The organism is Stenotrophomonas indicatrix (genome assembly GCA_041545745.1).
In the GTDB taxonomy this organism is placed as follows: Bacteria; Pseudomonadota; Gammaproteobacteria; order Xanthomonadales; family Xanthomonadaceae; genus Stenotrophomonas; species Stenotrophomonas indicatrix_A.
This window is the reverse complement of sequence record CP168152.1, coordinates 3,766,127-3,783,432: the sequence shown is the minus strand read 5'-3', so window position 1 is coordinate 3,783,432 and position 17,306 is coordinate 3,766,127. Positions and strand designations below refer to the sequence as shown.

Here is a 17,306-nt window from a genome sequence, read left to right as displayed (position 1 = left end):
CGCCAAGAAGCGGGGGTACCGCGGCCTTGTGGCCACGGTTGAGATAGTCCCTTGGAACCTGATCCGGCTCATACCGGCGTAGGGAAGCTTCGCAATGCAGCCGTACCCGGAACCTGCCCAAGGAGCGCCCTGGTGCCGTCCGGGCGCGGTGGCAGTGCGCCGCCGCTTCGTCCCTGACCTTCCTGGACGATGCCCGATGAACGCACAGCTCTCCGCCCTGCAACAACAGGCCCAGCAACTCTCCGAATCCGTGACCCGGCCCATACCCGGCTCGCGCAAGATCCACGTGCCCGGCTCGCGCCCGGACCTGCAGGTGCCGATGCGCGAGATCGCGCTGACCCGCACACCCACCGTGTTTGGTGGCGAAGAGAACGCACCGGTCACCGTCTACGATACCTCCGGTCCGTACACCGATCCGGACGTGCGCATCGACCTGTCTGCGGGCCTGCCGGCACTGCGGCGTGGCTGGGTGGAGGAGCGCAACGACACCGAGCAGCTCGACGGCCTCAGCTCCTCGTTCGGCCGCGCGCGCGAGCATGATCCGAAGCTGGATCCGGTGCGTTTCCCCGCGCGCAGCCTGCCACGTCGCGCGCAGGCCGGCGCCAACGTCACCCAGATGCACTATGCGCGCCGCGGCATCATCACCCCGGAAATGGAATTCGTCGCCATCCGCGAGAACCAGCGGCTGCAGGCGATCCGTGATGCCACACTGCTGCAGCAGCATCCGGGCGAGGCATTCGGCGCGTCGATCCAGCAGTTCATCACCCCGGAATTCGTGCGCGAGGAAATCGCCCGCGGCCGTGCGGTGCTGCCCAACAACATCAATCACCCGGAAAGCGAGCCGATGATCATCGGCCGCAACTTCCTCACCAAGATCAACGCCAACATCGGCAACAGCGCGGTGTCCTCGGGCATTGCCGAGGAAGTGGAAAAGCTGGTGTGGGCGATCCGCTGGGGCGGCGACACGGTGATGGACCTGTCCACCGGCAAGCACATCCACGAAACGCGCGAGTGGATCATCCGCAATTCGCCGGTGGCGATCGGTACGGTGCCGATCTACCAGGCGCTGGAGAAGGTCGACGGCCGCGCCGAAGCGCTGACCTGGGAGATCTTCCGCGACACCCTGATTGAACAGGCCGAGCAGGGCGTGGACTACTTCACCATCCATGCCGGCGTGCTGCTGCGCTATGTGCCACTCACCGCCAAGCGGGTTACCGGTATCGTCAGTCGTGGCGGTTCGATCATGGCCAAGTGGTGCCTGGCCCACCACAAGGAAAACTTCCTCTACACGCATTTCGAAGACATCTGCGAAATCATGAAGGCCTACGACGTGACCTTCTCGCTGGGCGATGGCCTGCGCCCGGGCTGCATCGCCGATGCCAACGACGCCGCGCAGTTCGGCGAGCTGGAAACGCTGGGCGAGTTGACGAAGATTGCCTGGAAGCACGACGTGCAGACCATGATCGAAGGTCCAGGCCATGTGCCGATGCAGCTGATCAAGGAGAACATGGACAAGCAGCTGCGCGAGTGCGGCGAGGCACCGTTCTACACGCTCGGCCCGCTGACCACCGACATCGCGCCGGGCTACGACCACATTACCAGCGCGATCGGCGCGGCAATGATCGGTTGGTTCGGTACTGCCATGCTCTGCTATGTCACGCCGAAGGAGCACCTGGGCCTGCCCAACCGGCAGGATGTGCGCGACGGCATCATGGCCTATCGCATCGCCGCCCATGCTGCTGACCTGGCCAAGGGGCATCCGGGTGCGCAGGTGCGTGACAACGCGCTGAGCAAGGCACGCTTCGAATTCCGCTGGGAAGACCAGTTCCACCTTGGCCTGGACCCGGAGAAGGCCAAGGGATTCCACGACGAGACCCTGCCCAGGGACGCGCACAAGCTGGCCCACTTCTGCTCGATGTGCGGCCCGCATTTCTGTTCGATGAAGATCACCCAGGATGTGCGCGAGTACGCCGAGAAGGGCATGCAGGAAAAGTCCGAGCAGTTCCGTGCGGCCGGCGCCGAGGTGTACCAGCAGGGCTGATCGCAGAGGGGCAGTGCCGGGTCATGCCCGGCACCGTCCAGTCACCCATCTCACCGACATGCCGCTATCCTCGCCCCATCGTTCCCCGGGGACACGGAACCATGCCCATTGCTGTCACCACCCGCTGGCTGGCCATCGCCCGCCGTCATCCCTCTGCCTGGCTGCTCGGCGCACAGCTGCTGTCGGTACTGCTGTACCCGGCGTTGGACGAAACCGCTGCCGGGCGCGCGGCAGTAGGCGTGTTCGGCATGGCCGTGCTCGGCCTGGCACTGTGGGTGGTGCAGCGCAGTCCGCTGGGGACATGGCTGGCGTTGGTGCTGGCCATTCCGGCGGTGGTGTTTTCACTATCCGCGGCCCTGCTCGATCGGCCTGCACTGGGCATCACTGCACAACTGCTGGAAAGTCTGCTGTATTTCTATACCGCCGGTGCGTTGATCGCCTACATGCTGCAGGACCACAAAGTGACCCGCGACGAGCTGTTCGCCGCTGGTGCCACGTTCACGTTGTTGGCATGGGCGTTCGCCTTTACCTTTGCCGTATGTCAGCAGTGGTATCCGGGCAGTTTCCAGGGCGGCATTGGTGGAGCGCAGCGCACATGGATGGAGCTGCTTTATCTGAGCTTCAGCTTATTGTCGGGGGTAGGTCTCAGTGATGTCGTGCCACTGCATCCGCAGGCCCGCGCGCTGGTGATGCTGGAGCAGTTTTCCGGCGTCATGTATGTAGCACTGGTGGTTTCGCGCTTGGTCGGTCTGACCATGCTGAAACGCTTCTGAAAATGAACGCCAGATAAAAATATCGCGCCCAGAAGGGCGCGAATGATGATGCTTATTATGTGAATGCGTCGGCGAGAGAGAGCCTGATGTCGACCACGCGATAGGCGAGGTAACCGGCATAGGCTAATATCCGGAGGCTTCGTTTTTTTTGCGGTATGCGCCGATGCTTTGTGCGGAATCTGGCTTCTTGCTGTGCCAAGGATGGGAAGGGATCGATGGTGAACAGTGTTCGCGGCCTGTTTCAGCCCCATAGCAACGAATGATCAACAGCGAAATCCAATCGCCTGAATCCGACCGCGTCCGCGTCGGTGAGTGCATTGTTACTTTGTCCTCGCGTGAGGTCGAAGTCGCCGGTGCCCGCCGTACACGCCGTTTGACGCCCAAGTCGCTGGGCGTGCTGCGCGTATTGATGCGACAGCCGGGGCGGGTGGTGACCCGTGACGAGCTGTTCGCCGAAGTGTGGCCGGACACGCTGCCGACCAACGATGTGCTGACCCAGGCTGTCACCCAACTGCGCAAGGCGTTCAGCGTCGACGACGACAACGGCCAGGCGTACATCGAGACCATCGCCAAGACCGGCTACCGCTTGCTTGTGCCGGTGCAGCCGCTGGCGGACCACGAGACCGATGCGATCGCTGTTGCCGAGGAATCGTCTGCACCGCCACCGCCTGCGCCGGATGCCGTCGCCCCCGTCGGCGCGCCCGTGGTTGAACGCGGCAGTCGCCGCTGGCGGCGTCTCCGCCGTCGCCTGCTGCTGGCGCTTGGCGTAGTGATGCTGCTTGCGCTGGTGGTATTGAGCGTACTGCTGCTGCGCCGCCCGGCACCGGCGAACTCTCCGGTGGACGCGGCAGTGGAGAACGGCACGCGGGTGATCGGAAGCCCTGAGCGACCGTATCGATTGATTACCGCCACGGCCGGTTTTGAGACCTATCCCACACTTTCGCCTGATGGATCGCAGGTCGCCTACGAAGGCGCCAACGACGATGGCGCCGGCGGCAATGCCATCAAGGTGCAGACCTCCGGCAACGCGCCCGCACGCCAGCTGCTTTCGCCTCCGGCAGGTGCCAGCGACCGTTTCCCGAACTGGTCGCCGGATGGCCGCGAAATTGCCTTCGCCCGCTTTGGTGCTGATGACAGCTGCCAGGTATTGATCGCCAGTGCCACCGGCGGCGCCGTGCGCCAGGCCACGCGCTGCGACGGCACCGAGTTGCTGAGTTTCGACTGGACACCCGATGGCCGCGGCCTGGTCTTCGGCAGCATGGTTGGTCGCTATGCCCATCGCGGCATCCGCGTGCTCGATCTGGCCAGCGGCCAATGGCGTGCGCTGGATTACGCTGTCGACGAAGATGATTTCGATTACGCCCCGCGCTATTCCCCGGATGGCAAATGGCTGGTGTTTGTCCGCAACCCTCAGTTGGGCGACCTGTGGCGGATGCCTGCCAGCGGCGGCACGCCCGAGCAGCTGACGACCGAATCGGCCGAGCTGCGCGGTTGGGCATGGCTGGGCGACGGTCGACATATCGTGTTCGGTCGTCGCGTGGACAGCGAAGCGCGCCTGTACTACCTCAACGTCGAGCGCCGCACGCTGCGCGACGCGGGGCTCGACGATGCGCAGTGGCCGGCGGTCTCCCGCCGCGGCGACATGCTGGCGTTCGTGCATCGGCGCGCGCAGTTCGGCGTGTTCAGGATGCCCGCGCAGGGTGGTGCAGGCGAGCGTCTGTTTGCCTCCAGCGGCCGCGATGGGCAACCGATGGTGGCGCCGGATGGACGGCAGCTGGTGTTCAGTTCCGATCGTTCCGGCAGCTTTGCGCTGTGGTGGGCCGACATGCAGCGGCCGGAGTCGCTGCGGCCGATCGAGGGGCTGAAGCCAGAAGCACGGCAAGCGCCGGACTGGTCGGCCGACAGCCGGCATCTGCTGGTGGTGGGCCGTGATGAGCACGGGGAAGCGGTTGTCTACGAGATCGCTCCGCGCGACGAACAGCTGCATCGCCTTCCGGTCCCCGCCGAGCAGCCGTTGCAGGCGTTGTACGGTGCAGACGCGGAGCAACTGCTGGTGGTTGAACGTGATGCCGACCAGCACACCCGTTTGAGCCTGTTCGACCGCAGCGCGCAGCCCTGGCGGCGGTTGGCCAGCCTGGAGGGCGTGTCGCAGGCGCGTTTCGACCGCAGTAGCGGGCGGGTGCTGTTCACCCGGCTGGCAGCGGGCGGGCTGTGGTCGGTGGACGCTGCATTGACCCCGGCCAGCGTGCAGCAGCTCAGCGAGGACCGGCCCAGCCGTTGGCGCTACCGGACTTGGACCGTGGCCGGCAACGGTAGCATCGACTACCTCGGCAGCAGTGCCAGCTGTGGCACGACCCTGGTCCGTATCCAGTCCGGACGCGAAGAAGCGGAGCGCTGCCTGGACGCGCAGCGCCTGAGCGCGGGCAATGGACTCAGCGCCAGCACCGACGGAAACAGCCTGTACCTGGCCCTGGCCATCAGCGATGGTGCCGACATCGGTGTGATGCGACTGCCCGAGCAACCGCCCACGCTGTTCCCTGCATTCTCCAAATTGTTGATCTTGAACGAGAAAGGGCCTTCGTAATTTCTTCGTGACGATCTCGCCGCGAATTCGTGGCGATCTCGGCAGTCTTTCCTGACGCGCTGCCACCTGATTTGGCAAAACGGAGGCCTGTACTTGGCAAATCCGTGGTGCCCTCATGCGTCAACTCTCGCTGGCTGATCGTGGCCAAACCGTATCCCTGGACAAGGCGATCGACGATGTCGCGCCGACCTGCATGGGCGTTGCCCGCCTCGGCAGCCTGCAGACCGCCGGCACCAGCTTCAGCGTCTGGATGCAGGTGCGCGGCACCTCGTGGGTGGAAGCCAAGGAAGGGCGGTTCCGCCTTCGCCAGGGCGAGTGGATCGCGTTCGAGAAGGAGTCCAGACCGCTGGTCCAAGCCGGACGCAACGGCCTGTGCGTGGGCATGAACCTGAACGTCGAAGCGCTGCGCGTGCTGACCGAAATGGCCGACTGCGGCCTGTACGCCGGCCGCGGCCTGATGAACCGGGCCGATGCACGCGTGGCGCTGCGCCTGTGGCGTGACGCCCTCGCCAGCGGGCAGCCGGCGCAGGCGCTGCGTCCATTGCTGCTGCATCTGGCCGGTCTGCAGCGCAGCTTGGCAGACAACGTACAGCGTTGCCCCGGCCGCTCGCGTAGTCGCAAGCGCCAGGTGTTCGGCCGCATGCAGCGCGCGCGCCTGTATCTGGAGGGCAACAGCCACCGTGTGGTGCGCATCGGCGAACTGGCCGAGCTGACCAACTTCTCCAGCTGGTATCTCTCCAAGACGTTCCAGAGCCTGTACGAGGAAAGCCCGCAGTCGCTTTCGGCACGGTTGCGCCTTGAGCGCGCGGCCGATCTGCTGCGCGACACCGACATGATGGTCGGCGAAGTCGCTGCCGCCAGCGGTTTCGACAACTGCTGCAGCTTCGCGCGTGCCTTCCGCGCCCGCTACGGCCAGTCCGCCTCGCGCTTCCGCGAGAACGATGGACAGCTTCCGCCACACTCCGCAAAGTCTCCGGTTGTGTCGCGCAAATACAGCGCTGCAACGCAATCGTAACGTGCTACGGCGTTTTAACACGCTACTAACACGTACCTTGGAGAGATTGATGAACGTTCGTATTCCCGCAGTGCGGCTCGGCTTGCTGCCGGCCGGCATTGCGCTTGCCTTGGCACCGTCCTTCGCTTCGGCGCAGGACGCAGCTGCCGGCGGCACGACCGACCTGGACCGCATCTCGGTCACCGGTTCGCGTATCCGCCAGGCGAGCATGGAAACCGCGCAGCCGGTGATCGCGCTGCAGCGCGCCGATATTGAAAAGCAGGGCTTCACCAGCGTTGCCGACATCGTGCAGAACCTGTCGGCGACCGGTTCGCCGGCGATCAGCCGCGCCGATGCCCTGTCTTCGGGCGAAGAAGTCGGCGGCCAGTACGTCGACCTGCGCAACCTCGGCCCGGAGCGCACCCTGGTGCTGCTGGACGGCAAGCGCATGGGCACCAGCACCGGCGGCTACACCGACCTGGCTTCGATCCCGACCTCGGTCGTGGAACGCATCGAAGTGCTGACCGACGGTGCATCGGCCATCTATGGTTCCGACGCCATCGCCGGCGTGGTCAACATCATCACCCGCAAGAACTTCGACGGGCTGGAAGCCAGCGTCTACGGTGGTCAGTATGGCCAGGGCGACGGCCAGAAGCAGGTCTACAACTTCGTCTACGGCCAGACCGGTGAGCGCGGTTCGATCACCTTCGGCGCCGAGTACAGCAAGGAAGACGAGGTCCAGGCCAAGGACCGCTCCTTCAGCCGCTACCCGAACGGTCGCTTCCATCCGTTCCCGACCGACGACGATGCCAACGGCTGGTCGCCGGCATCCAACCATGGCGTGCTGATCGACGACATGGGTACCCCGAAGGACGCCAACGACGATATCTGGTACACCCGTGCCAATACCGGTGCCGGCAACGGCATGGGCGACTTCCGTGAGTTCGGCACCGCCGACTACACCAATGCCAGCCAGGAAATGTGGCTGCAGAACAAGCTGACCCGTCGCTCGGTCTTTGCCAACGGCAACTACGACCTGACCGACAACATCCGCGCTACCGCGAACGTGCTGTACACCAAGCGCACCGCGACCTCGCAGATCGCCGGCTACCCGTACCAGTCCGAGGTCTACGGCACCCCGCTGTCGGGCGACAGCATCTACAACCCGCTGGGCAAGGACGCGAACTTCATCCGTCGCACCTCCGAGTTCCCGCGCCAGACCGAATCCGAGCAGGAAACCTTCCGCTTCTCGGCCGGCCTGGAAGGTTCGTTCGAATTCGCTGACAAGTTCTGGGATTGGGACGTGGGTTACGTCTATAACCAGAACAAGGGCGTCAAGACCGGCACCGGCAACCTGTTCATCCCGAACGTGCAGAACGCCGTCGGCCCGTCCTTCATGGATGGCGACGTTGCCCGTTGCGGCACCCCGGGCAAGGTGATCGCCGGTTGCACCCCGTGGAACCCGCTCGCACCGTACGGCTCCACCGGCAACGGCTCGCTGGCTGATCCGGCACTGCAGGCCTACCTGTTCCTGCCGAGCCACGACACCTACACCAACACCACCAAGGCTTACAGCGCCAACATCTCCGGCTCGCTGTTCACGCTGCCGGCAGGTGACCTGGCCATCGCCGCCGGTTACGAGCACCGTCAGGAAAGCGGTGAGTACAACCCGGATGCACTGCTGCAGTCGGGCCTGAGCACCGACCTGGCCGGCGCGCCGACCAAGGGCAGCTACAAGCTCGACGAGTTCTACGTCGAACTGAACGTGCCGGTGCTGGCCGACATGCCGTTCGCCAAGGAACTGTCGCTCGACATGGCCGGTCGCTACTCGGACTACAACACCTTCGGCGACACCATCAACAGCAAGTTCGGCCTGAAGTGGAAGCCGATCGACGACCTGCTGGTGCGTGCGACCTATTCGACGGGCTTCCGCGCGCCGAACATCGCCAACATGTACGGCGGCACCTCGCAGACCTTCGACGCCTACACCGATCCGTGCGACAGCAGCTTCGGTTCGGCTTCGCGCAACCCGTCGGTTGCCGCGGCCTGCGGCGCACGTGGCGTTCCGGCGAACTTCCGCCAGATCACCTCTGGTGGCGCACAGTCGACCGGTCCGGGTACCCAGTCCTACAGTGCCTTCGAGTCGGGTTCCAACCCGGAACTGCAGCCGGAAACCTCCAAGACCTGGACTGCTGGCCTGGTCTACAGCCCGAACTTCGTGCAGGGCCTGGACGTCAGCCTGGACTGGTGGAAGATCCGCATCGACAACGTGATCGCCGCCGAGTCGGTGACCTCGATCCTCAACCAGTGCTACGTGCTGGGTGTGGCGTCGGCGTGTGACCGCTTCAGCCGCGGTACCGAAGGCCGTACCGTCAACCAGGTGGTCGACGTTACCCGTACCCTGATCAACGGTGGTTACCAGGAAACCGCAGGTTACGACCTGGGCATCAAGTACCGCCTGCCGGAGTTCTCCTTCGGCAAGATCGTGGTTGACTGGAAGACCACCTACGTCGATTACCTCGAGTACAAGCGCGACAACGAAGCCGAGACCCCGGTCGAGCAGCACACCAGCTGGGCAACCGGCGACTGGGGTGCGAACTTCCGCGTCCGTTCGAACCTGAATGTCGATTGGAGCCTGGGCAACCTGGGCGTCAACTGGGCGGTGCGTTACTACTCGAGCATGAAGGAGCCGTGCTCCTACGACACCGAGTGCAACCTGCCTGACTTCAGCTCGTCCTACACCCTGGGCCAGCCGACCCGCAAGGTCGGTTCGAACACCTTCCACGATGTGCAGGTGCGTTACACCCTGCCGTGGCAGGCCACGGTCTCGGTCGGTGCCAACAACGTGTTCAATCACGAAGGCCCGGTCATGTACAGCCAGCCGAACTCGAGCTTCTCGTACTACGGCGGCTTCGACATCGGTCGTTACTACTACATGAAGTACACCCAGCGCTTCTGATCCATCGAAGCGTGACAGCAGAAAAAGGAGGGCGGGCCGCAAGGTCCGCCCTTCTTGTTTGCGCGGTCGGGCAACGCGGCTGTCCATGCCGCGTGCGCCGAACCTCCGGTCACCAGCGATTGATCCACGTCACGTGCGAACGAACTCCCGGTCATTTCCAGTAGATCCACGCCATGCGTGGATGAACCTCCGGCACAATGAAAAAAGGCAGGCCACCTGGCCTGCCTTTCGTCCCATTCGTACCCGCCTGCCGCTGTGCCTCAGGCGTCGCTGGGCACCAGCCCCATCAGGCTGTTGGCGTGCTCGCGCCACTGCGGAAGCTTGTTCAGTACACCGGCGCGCTGCAGATACTCTTCATCCACCGGGTCGCCGTTGACCAGTGCCAGCGCCACGTGCACCGCACCGGTTACCCAGAAGCTGCGGGTGTTCGCGCGCTGCGGTTGCAGATGGAACGCCACCGCCTCGATGATCGGCATCGGCAGGCCCCACAGGCCCAGCAGATAGGCGCCGGCTTCGGCATGGCCGGGACGGTCGTCGTCCGCCAGTTCGGGTTCGCTGCGTTCGTTGCGTACGCCCGGCAGCAGCAGGCCGATGTCGGCCAGCAGTGCGGCGGTGGCACCGAGTTCGGCGCTGGAGTCGGGCAGCAGGCGTGCAGCCAATCGCGAGGCCATCAAGGCGCGCTGCTGCAGCGAGTTGCGTTCGGCGCCAGACAAGGTCGGCGCGGAGAACACTTCGCTGGCCAGCACCAGGTCACGCAGCGTGGCCAGGCCCAGCCGGGTCACGGCCGTGCGCAGGTCGGCGATGGTGCGGCCCTGGCTGAAGAACGCCGAATTGGAAAGTTGCAGCACCTTGGCCGCGATCGCCGGATCGGCGGCGACCAGCTTGGCGACATCGGCGCTGTCGGCGTCGTCGTCATGTTCCAGCGCCTGGGTCAGGCTCAGGTACAGATGCGGCGGCGAGGGCAGCTTCTCGATGCGGCCGATGGCATCGCGCAGGCGCGGGCTGTCCAGCACTTCGCGCAGCTCTTCCAGGCTGGTCAGTGCTTCCAGCAGGACTTCCGGTGCCAGCGGTAATGGCAGGAAGCGATGGGCGACACCGATCAGGCGCGCCGGCGGCGGCCGGTTGCCATGCTGCGCATCGACCAGTGCGATGCGGATGGTCTCCGGGCGCAAGGTGCGGATCTGTCCCAGCAACGTCGTCGCGTTGAGATCGGGCAACTGCGGGCAGACGATCACCGCGTCCACGCCCTGGGTGGCGACCGCGGTCATCGCGGTGTGGCCATCGGAGGCGGTCAACGGCTGCCAGTCTTCCCCAAGATCGGCAATGAATTCGGTCAGCTCAGCCGGCAGGCTGGCTGTATCCCCAACAAGCAGAATACGCACGACACATTCCCCTGGCTGTCTCGACGGTCGATGTCGACGACGTGTGAAGTGACGCAATTTACCTAATACGGCGGCAAAGGTGATGTGCCGCCGTCATGAAACGTGACCCGCATCGCTCCGACGCCGTGCGCCGGAGCAATGCTGTTCAGTCTCAGGCCTTGCTGTCGAGGTGGCGCTGGTGCGCCTCGATCAGGATCTGCTTGGCCTCAGCCGCGCCGCCCCAACCGTCCAGCTTGACCCACTTGCCCTTCTCCAGGTCCTTGTAGTGCTCGAAGAAGTGACCGATGCGCTCCAGCCAGTGGCTGGACACCTGCTCGATGTCTTCCACGTGGGCGTAGCCGCCGAACACCTTGGTGACCGGCACGGCCAGGATCTTCTCGTCGCTGCCCGCCTCATCGCTCATCTTCAGCACGCCGACCGGACGGCAGCGCACCACCGAACCCGGGACCAGCGGCAGCGGCAGCACCACCAGCACGTCGGCCGGATCGCCGTCGCCGCACAGGGTGCTCGGCACGTAGCCGTAGTTGCAGGGGTAGCGCATCGGGGTCGACAGGATGCGGTCGACGAAGATCGCGCCGGTTTCCTTGTCCACTTCGTACTTCACCGGCTCGGAATCCTTCGGGATCTCGATGATGACGTTGATTTCTTCCGGCGGGTTCTTGCCGGGCGAGACGAGTTCCAGACCCATGGTGTGCTCCAGGTGGGGGTGTAGACGGATAGCTCTCCATTTTATGCCTTTGCCGGTCGCTGTGCAGGGTAGGGCGGCGCCGACCTGCGCACTTGCCCCCGACGGAGGGGCCAGAGCGGGGTTCCCCGATGGGTTCGCCCCGGTCCGCCCCGGCAGGCTGGAGCTCCATACCAAGGAGCCTTGCCATGAACTGGAACCGCTGGTGCTGTTGCGCCGTCCTGCTGCTGGCGCCTCTGCCCGCGCTTGCACGTGGGGCGCATGTCGACCTGATCAACTACCCTGCCGACGAGGCTGGATGGGAACGGGCCTTCGCGCTGGAGGACGCGGTCGCCCGCGAATTCGCCGCGGTGTGTGCCGACACCTTCTGTGAAGGTGACTACAGCAACTACCGGGTGATGGAGTTCCGCTGCGCCGTGCTGGCCCACCGGGGCACCGTGCAGCGCTGCGTCTGGGTGCTGGCGGCCAGCGAACTGGCGGTGCAACCCGACACAGGGCAGGTGCAGGTCGACAACGGCCACTGGACCTGCCCGGTGGAGATGCAGCCCGGGGTGCCGGTTGAAGCCTTCTTTGCCTCGCTGGAGGCGCCGGACGGCCTGATGGCGCCGCTGCCCGGGCTCGATCATGGTCTGTTCGAGGTGCTGCCTGATTGCCTGCAGAGGAGGGGCGCCTGATGCGTGCTTTCCCGGGACGATGGCTGCTCTGTGGTCTGCTGCTGGCCGGAACCGCGCAGGCGGCGCCGGCGTTCGTGGACGCCCGTGACTATCCCGATCCAGCGACCGGCCGGGAGCGCTTCCTCGCTGCCGAGCGGATGCTGGTGCGCGGGTTCGATGATGTCTGTGGCGACACGTTCTGCGAGGGGCAGTACTACAACCTGTGGGCCATGCGCCTGCGCTGCTCGGTGGAACGCGCGACAGGCGTGGTCGCCAGCTGCGTCTGGACCTTCGCTGGCAGCGAAACCTGGGTGCAGAAGGACGGCCGGATCGACGTCGACCATGGCACCTACGCCTGCACGCTGCCGCTGGCGCCTGCAACCCGGCTGGAGGAGCTGCTCCAGGTCTGGCAGGCTTCCGGGCATGAGGCGATTGATGCCCCGTTGCCCGGCACAACCACGAGCGTCTATGACGGCCTGACAGACTGTCTCTGATGCAGCGGCTCGTGAATGCAAACGTGATTTATTCGCATTAACGGAGTAGCATGCGCGCCGCCCCCGTCTGTCCCGTCGCCGCGCATGTCCTCCAACGCCGTCACCTTGACCGAACTGCTGATCCGCGAACGATCGGCACTGCTGCGGCGCGTGCAGCGCATTCTCGGTGGCGACAGCGGGGCGGAAGACGTGATCCAGGCGGTCTGGTTCAAGGCGCGCGGGGTCGACAACAGCCAGAGCATCGACAATCCGCGCGCCTATCTCTATCGATTGGCCATCAACCTCGCCACCGATCATGGCCGCGAATCGACGCGGCGCAACCGCCTGCTGGCCGAGCACTACCTGTGGCAGGAGGACGAGCAGATCTCCACGGAGGAGCAGGTGATGGCGCAGGATGAGTTGCAGCGCGTGCTTGATGCCGCCGGCCACCTGCCCGAGCCGACGCGTACCATCTTCCATCTCAATCGCCTGCAGGGCCTGACCCAGGCCGACATCGCCCGACGCCTCGGGGTGTCGGTGACCACGGTGGAGAACCACGTACGCACTGCCCTGCAGCGGCTTGCCTGGGCACGCAGCGGTCGATGAACGATCCGGCTTGGGGGCGCACACCCGCCGTGCGTCTTGATTCGCAGGCCGCCCATGCGGTCTAGTCCTTCCGCCCACCTCTGATCGTGTCCCCCGCCAGCCGATGAGCCCGCCCCCGACACCCCGCAGCACCGCCGATGATGCCGTGGCCGAACAGGCCAGGGACTGGATCGTGTGCCTGGCGTCCGGCGATATCAGCGACGCGCGCATGGATGCGTTCGAGCGCTGGCTGGCCGAGCCGGCGAATCGGCGTTCATTCGAGCATGAGCGCATGCTGTGGCGCAGTGTGGGGCCGCGTCCGGTCGCCATCGAACGCAGGCAGGCAGCGCGTCGCCCGCGGCGGCTGCGTTGGGCCATGGCCACCGCCGCTGCGCTGGCAGTGCTGGTGGCCTGGCCCGATACCTGGCTGCGCCTGCAGGCGGATCATCGCAGCGACCACCGCGTACAGGATGTGCATCTGCCCGATGGAAGCCATGCCGTACTCGATGCCGACAGTGCGATCGCCGTGCACTTCGATGACCAGCGTCGTCGCATTGAACTGCTGCGTGGCCGTGCCTGGTTCTACGTGGCGCCTGATGCGCAGAGGCGCTTCAGCGTCGCGGCTGGCAACGGTGTGGTGGAAGACATCTCCACCGCATTCACGGTCGCTCACGTCGCCGCCGGGGTCGAGACCGAAGTCGGGCAGGGCCGCATACGCGTGGCCAGTCCGGTCGATGGCGGCTGGACCTATCTGCAGGTGGGGCAGCGTGCGGGCTATGGCGAGCATCGAAGCGTGCAGCGCCTGACCGACGTTGCCGCAGACAGTGTCGGCGCCTGGCGACAGGGCGAGCTGCTGCTGGAGCAGGCCAGCGTGACCGATGCCGTGCACGAGGTCGGTCGCTATCGCGCAGGGCCGACGTTCGTGCGCGGCAATCTTCAGTCGCTTCCAGCCATCAGCGCGGCGCTGCGCGTCGATCATCCGGAGCAGGCACTGGACGCGCTGGCGGCCACCGCCGGCCTGCAGGTCACCCGCCTGCCGCTGGGTGTGGCAATCGTCCACCGGTAACACCACGCCATCCGCGGATGCAGCGCATCCGTCTTGGGGATCGCGCGCCGCCATGCGTCTCATCCACGAACGTACCCGCCGCCGCCACGTACGTCGTTGGGTCCGCGCATGCGCGGACGATGCCGCGCCCGCGGCCACGCTCCTCTGACAGGTTCCCCCCATGTACGAATTCCGCCGTCCGGGCCGCGCACCGCGCCCGTCCCGTCTGTGCATCGCGCTGCTGGCCGCCGGCCTGGCAACCGCCACCCCCACCGTGATGGCGCAGTCCAGCACCGCTGGCCCGGCTGCGGTACAGCACTTCGATATTCGCGAACAACCGCTGGACGATGCACTGCGCGCCTACATGCGCCAGTCCGGTGTGCAGGTGGTCTATCCGAGCACGCTGGCCAAGGGCGTGATCTCGCAACCGGTCAGCGGCACGCTGTCAGCCGACGAGGCCCTCGCACGTCTGCTTCGCGGCAGCGGCCTGAGCGTGCGCCGGGTAAGCGCCGATGCCGTGACGCTGGAGGTCGCTGCGGCGGGCCAGACGGGCGGAGTGATCGTCACCGATACCCTCAGCGTGGCCGGAGACCGCGTGCAGGGCGGCGCGGCCAGCGATGAAGCACGCCTGCTCGACAGCTACCGGAGCGTGGGTTCGACCACCAGCATCGGCCGCGTCGCACTGGAGCGGTTCCGCGGCACCTCCACCGGCGACATCGTCAAGGGCGTGGCCGGTGTTACCGCTGGCGATCCACGTGTGGGCAATGGCTTCGACGTCAACATCCACGGCATCCAGGGCCAGAGCCGCGTGCCGGTCATCATCGACGGTGGCCAGTCCAGCATGGACACCTACCGTGGTTATGCCGGCCAGTCGCAGCGCACCTACCTCGACCCCGACCTGATCTCGCGGCTGACCATCACCAAGGGCCCGAGCCTGCAGGCAAATGCCTCCGGCGGTATCGGTGGCGTGGTCGAAATGGAAACGCTGAATGTCGATGACGTGCTGCGCGAGGGGCGCGATGTCGGCGTACGCATGCGCGGGGGACTGGCCAACGGCAGCGCCAACAACCTGCCCGGCTACGAGGCCGTGCCGCGCAGCGATCGCAGCGCCACCGGCAGCCAGTTCCTCAACGTGGCCGCCGCCGGGCACTGGGATCGCTTCGACCTGGTGGCCGCCTATGCGTACCGAGACAACGGCAATTACTTCTCCGGCAGCAAGGGCTACTACGATTTCCCGCAGACCCGTCGCACCCTCGCGCCGCTGAACCCGCCGCGTACCGAAGTGTTCAACACGTCCTCGCGTTCGAAATCGACCCTGCTCAAGGGCACCTGGCGCATCGACGACGCGCAGACGCTGGAAGCGGGCTATCGGCGCTATGAAGGCACCGCTGGCGAGATCATGGCCTCGCAGATCATCCGCGTCGACCGCGACCGCGTGCCGCAGTGGGACCCGGGCCATGTCGACATGGACAGCTACAGCCTGCGCTACCGGTTCAACCCGGACAGCGAGCTGATCGACCTGCGCGTCAACGCGTGGTACACCGACGCCGACAGCGTGATGTACAACAGCCTGACCGGCATCACCCCGTGGTACTTCGACCGCCGTACCGAGTGGTACGACGCGCCCAGCTTCAGCGGCAATCCCGGCTACAAGGATGCCTACCGCAACCCGTTGCGGCAGAAGCGCTTCGGTCTGGACGCCAGCAACACCTCGGTGTTCGACAGCAGTGCCGGCCGCTTCACTCTCGATTACGGCCTGTCCTACAGCGATGAAGACATCGCCCCGGGCAGCTCCGGCCCGATCATGCACGACGACCTGGTCAACAACCGCTTCCTGCGCAATGCCGAGCGCAAGGAATACAGCGCGGTGGCGTCGCTGAAGTGGGCGCCGGACGAACACTGGGAGATGCTGCTGGGCGGGCGCTGGAACCGCGTGGACGTGCATGACCGCAACCGCCTGGCCACGCCCGACGGATACGAAGTCCAAGGCCAGTACCGCTACACCGAGCTGCTCAACGGCAATCCCAAGCTGCCGTCGTGGCGGGCCAAGCGTATCGCGCTGCTGAACTGGTATCCCGACGCGAACGGCAACTTCACCCAGGAGTCACTGCTGGCCTCGCCGTACAAGAAGGGCACCGTCGGCGACATCGGTGGCTGGAATTTCTATGACGCCGATGCTGCAGAGGATCTGAAAGTGCCGGTGAGCTGGACCTGGTCGCAGCCGATTCGCCGCCGTGACAGTGCGTTCTCGCCGACGGCCAGCGTGGCCTTCCGTTTCAGCGAAGACAGCATGGTCTACCTGAAGTACGCCGAAGGGACCAAGCTGCCGAGTCTGTTCGAGACCACGCTCGGTCTGTTCACTGCGGCCAAGCCGGTGGACGAACTCAAGCCCGAGCGCGCGCACAGCTGGGAACTGGGCGCCAGTACGATCCAGCACGACCTGTTCACTGCCGGTGACCGCCTGGCGCTGAAGCTGGCGTACTTCGATACCCGCATCGATGACCTGATCACCCGCGACTACCGCACGTTGTCGGCCGGCCTGATCCGCAACGTCGACCGCTTCAAGGTGTCGGGCATGGAGTTCCAGTCCAGCTATGACAGCGGCAAGGTGTTTGCCGATCTGTCGGCACACTACTACTTCAAGGCCAAGACCTGCGCGCCGGACATCGCCGCCGAACGCCGCGCGTACGGTGTCCAGCGCAGGATCGAGGAACTGATCGGCACGCCGGACTGCGTGGATGGTGGCTTCGAAGGTTCCTACAGCAACACCCAGAACCCGCCGCGCTACATGGTCAACCTGACACTGGGCTCGCGCCTGTTCGACGAGCGGCTGACCTTCGGCACCCGCGTGGTCCACAACGCTGGCCCGATCAGCAAGCTGGACAAGGAATGGAACGTCGGCCTGTCGGCGATCCAGCAGCTGTACCGGCCGACCACGCTGGTGGATCTGTTCGCAAGCTGGAGCTTCAACGACCAGTTGTCGGTGGAAGCGAACGTGGACAACGTGACCGACCGCTACTATCTGGATCCGCTTGCCCTGGGTGTGATGCCGGCACCGGGCCGCACCGCACGGCTGGCAGTGACCTGGAAGTACTGATCGGCAGCGCGGAGCGCCTTCGGTGGGTGCGGACC

At 65.5% G+C, this 17,306-nt stretch carries 12 protein-coding genes and 1 riboswitch; of the genes, 10 read left to right on the top strand and 2 right to left on the bottom strand.

The genetic code is table 11. The annotated features are described in order from the left end of the window. The first annotated feature begins 1 nt into the window (after nt 1). Nucleotides 2-103: riboswitch (TPP riboswitch) on the top strand. 93 nt (nt 104-196) lie between these two features. The 5 genes from thiC (at nt 197) to ACEF39_RS17230 (ending at nt 9,351) form a co-directional block, all read left to right on the top strand. Continuing rightward, nucleotides 197-2,041, top strand: a complete 1,845-nt coding sequence (thiC, locus tag ACEF39_RS17250) for a phosphomethylpyrimidine synthase ThiC (protein ID WP_500285938.1) — start codon at nt 197-199, stop codon at nt 2,039-2,041. A 101-nt stretch (nt 2,042-2,142) separates the two neighbouring features. Beyond that, on the top strand, nt 2,143-2,814 hold the full coding sequence (locus ACEF39_RS17245) for an ion channel (RefSeq protein WP_500285937.1): 672 nt from the start codon (nt 2,143-2,145) through the stop codon (nt 2,812-2,814). A 259-nt stretch (nt 2,815-3,073) separates the two neighbouring features. Continuing rightward, the gene (locus ACEF39_RS17240; protein ID WP_500285936.1) at nt 3,074-5,398 is read left to right on the top strand and encodes a winged helix-turn-helix domain-containing protein; all 2,325 of its coding nucleotides are present in this window, start codon (nt 3,074-3,076) and stop codon (nt 5,396-5,398) included. A 115-nt stretch (nt 5,399-5,513) separates the two neighbouring features. Then, nucleotides 5,514-6,413, top strand: a complete 900-nt coding sequence (locus tag ACEF39_RS17235) for a helix-turn-helix transcriptional regulator (RefSeq protein ID WP_108266180.1) — start codon at nt 5,514-5,516, stop codon at nt 6,411-6,413. Between the two features lie 49 nt (nt 6,414-6,462). Further along, complete coding sequence (locus ACEF39_RS17230) at nt 6,463-9,351, top strand: TonB-dependent receptor (protein ID WP_500285935.1); 2,889 nt, start codon at nt 6,463-6,465, stop codon at nt 9,349-9,351. Between the two features lie 260 nt (nt 9,352-9,611). Here the strand turns inward: ACEF39_RS17230 and ACEF39_RS17225 are convergent, their stop codons facing one another. Next, nucleotides 9,612-10,733, bottom strand: coding sequence for an HDOD domain-containing protein (locus ACEF39_RS17225; RefSeq protein ID WP_500285934.1), 1,122 nt, complete (start codon nt 10,731-10,733; stop codon nt 9,612-9,614). A gap of 151 nt (nt 10,734-10,884) precedes the next feature. Beyond that, the gene (ppa, locus tag ACEF39_RS17220) at nt 10,885-11,421 is read right to left on the bottom strand and encodes an inorganic diphosphatase (RefSeq protein WP_025874161.1); all 537 of its coding nucleotides are present in this window, start codon (nt 11,419-11,421) and stop codon (nt 10,885-10,887) included. Between the two features lie 185 nt (nt 11,422-11,606). On the opposite strand from ppa, the gene ACEF39_RS17215 reads away from it, so the two are divergent. The 5 genes from ACEF39_RS17215 to ACEF39_RS17195 all read left to right on the top strand — a co-directional run bounded on the left by ACEF39_RS17215 (nt 11,607) and on the right by ACEF39_RS17195 (nt 17,271). Then, nucleotides 11,607-12,092: a hypothetical protein gene (locus tag ACEF39_RS17215; RefSeq protein WP_108266182.1), complete on the top strand. Its 486-nt coding sequence runs from the start codon at nt 11,607-11,609 to the stop codon at nt 12,090-12,092. Beyond that, nucleotides 12,092-12,565, top strand: coding sequence for a hypothetical protein (locus tag ACEF39_RS17210; protein WP_375069415.1), 474 nt, complete (start codon nt 12,092-12,094; stop codon nt 12,563-12,565). The genes ACEF39_RS17215 and ACEF39_RS17210 overlap by 1 nt, the downstream gene beginning before the upstream one ends. An 84-nt stretch (nt 12,566-12,649) precedes the next feature. Continuing rightward, nucleotides 12,650-13,150 carry an RNA polymerase sigma factor gene (locus tag ACEF39_RS17205; RefSeq protein ID WP_088101228.1) on the top strand — a complete coding sequence of 167 codons (501 nt, stop codon included), beginning with the start codon at nt 12,650-12,652 and terminating at the stop codon, nt 13,148-13,150. Between the two features lie 103 nt (nt 13,151-13,253). Next, nucleotides 13,254-14,195 (top strand): FecR family protein, encoded by a 942-nt coding sequence (locus ACEF39_RS17200; protein WP_500285933.1) that lies wholly within the window; start codon nt 13,254-13,256, stop codon nt 14,193-14,195. A 160-nt stretch (nt 14,196-14,355) separates the two neighbouring features. Continuing rightward, nucleotides 14,356-17,271, top strand: coding sequence for a TonB-dependent receptor (locus ACEF39_RS17195; protein ID WP_500285932.1), 2,916 nt, complete (start codon nt 14,356-14,358; stop codon nt 17,269-17,271). Nucleotides 17,272-17,306: the final 35 nt, after the last annotated feature.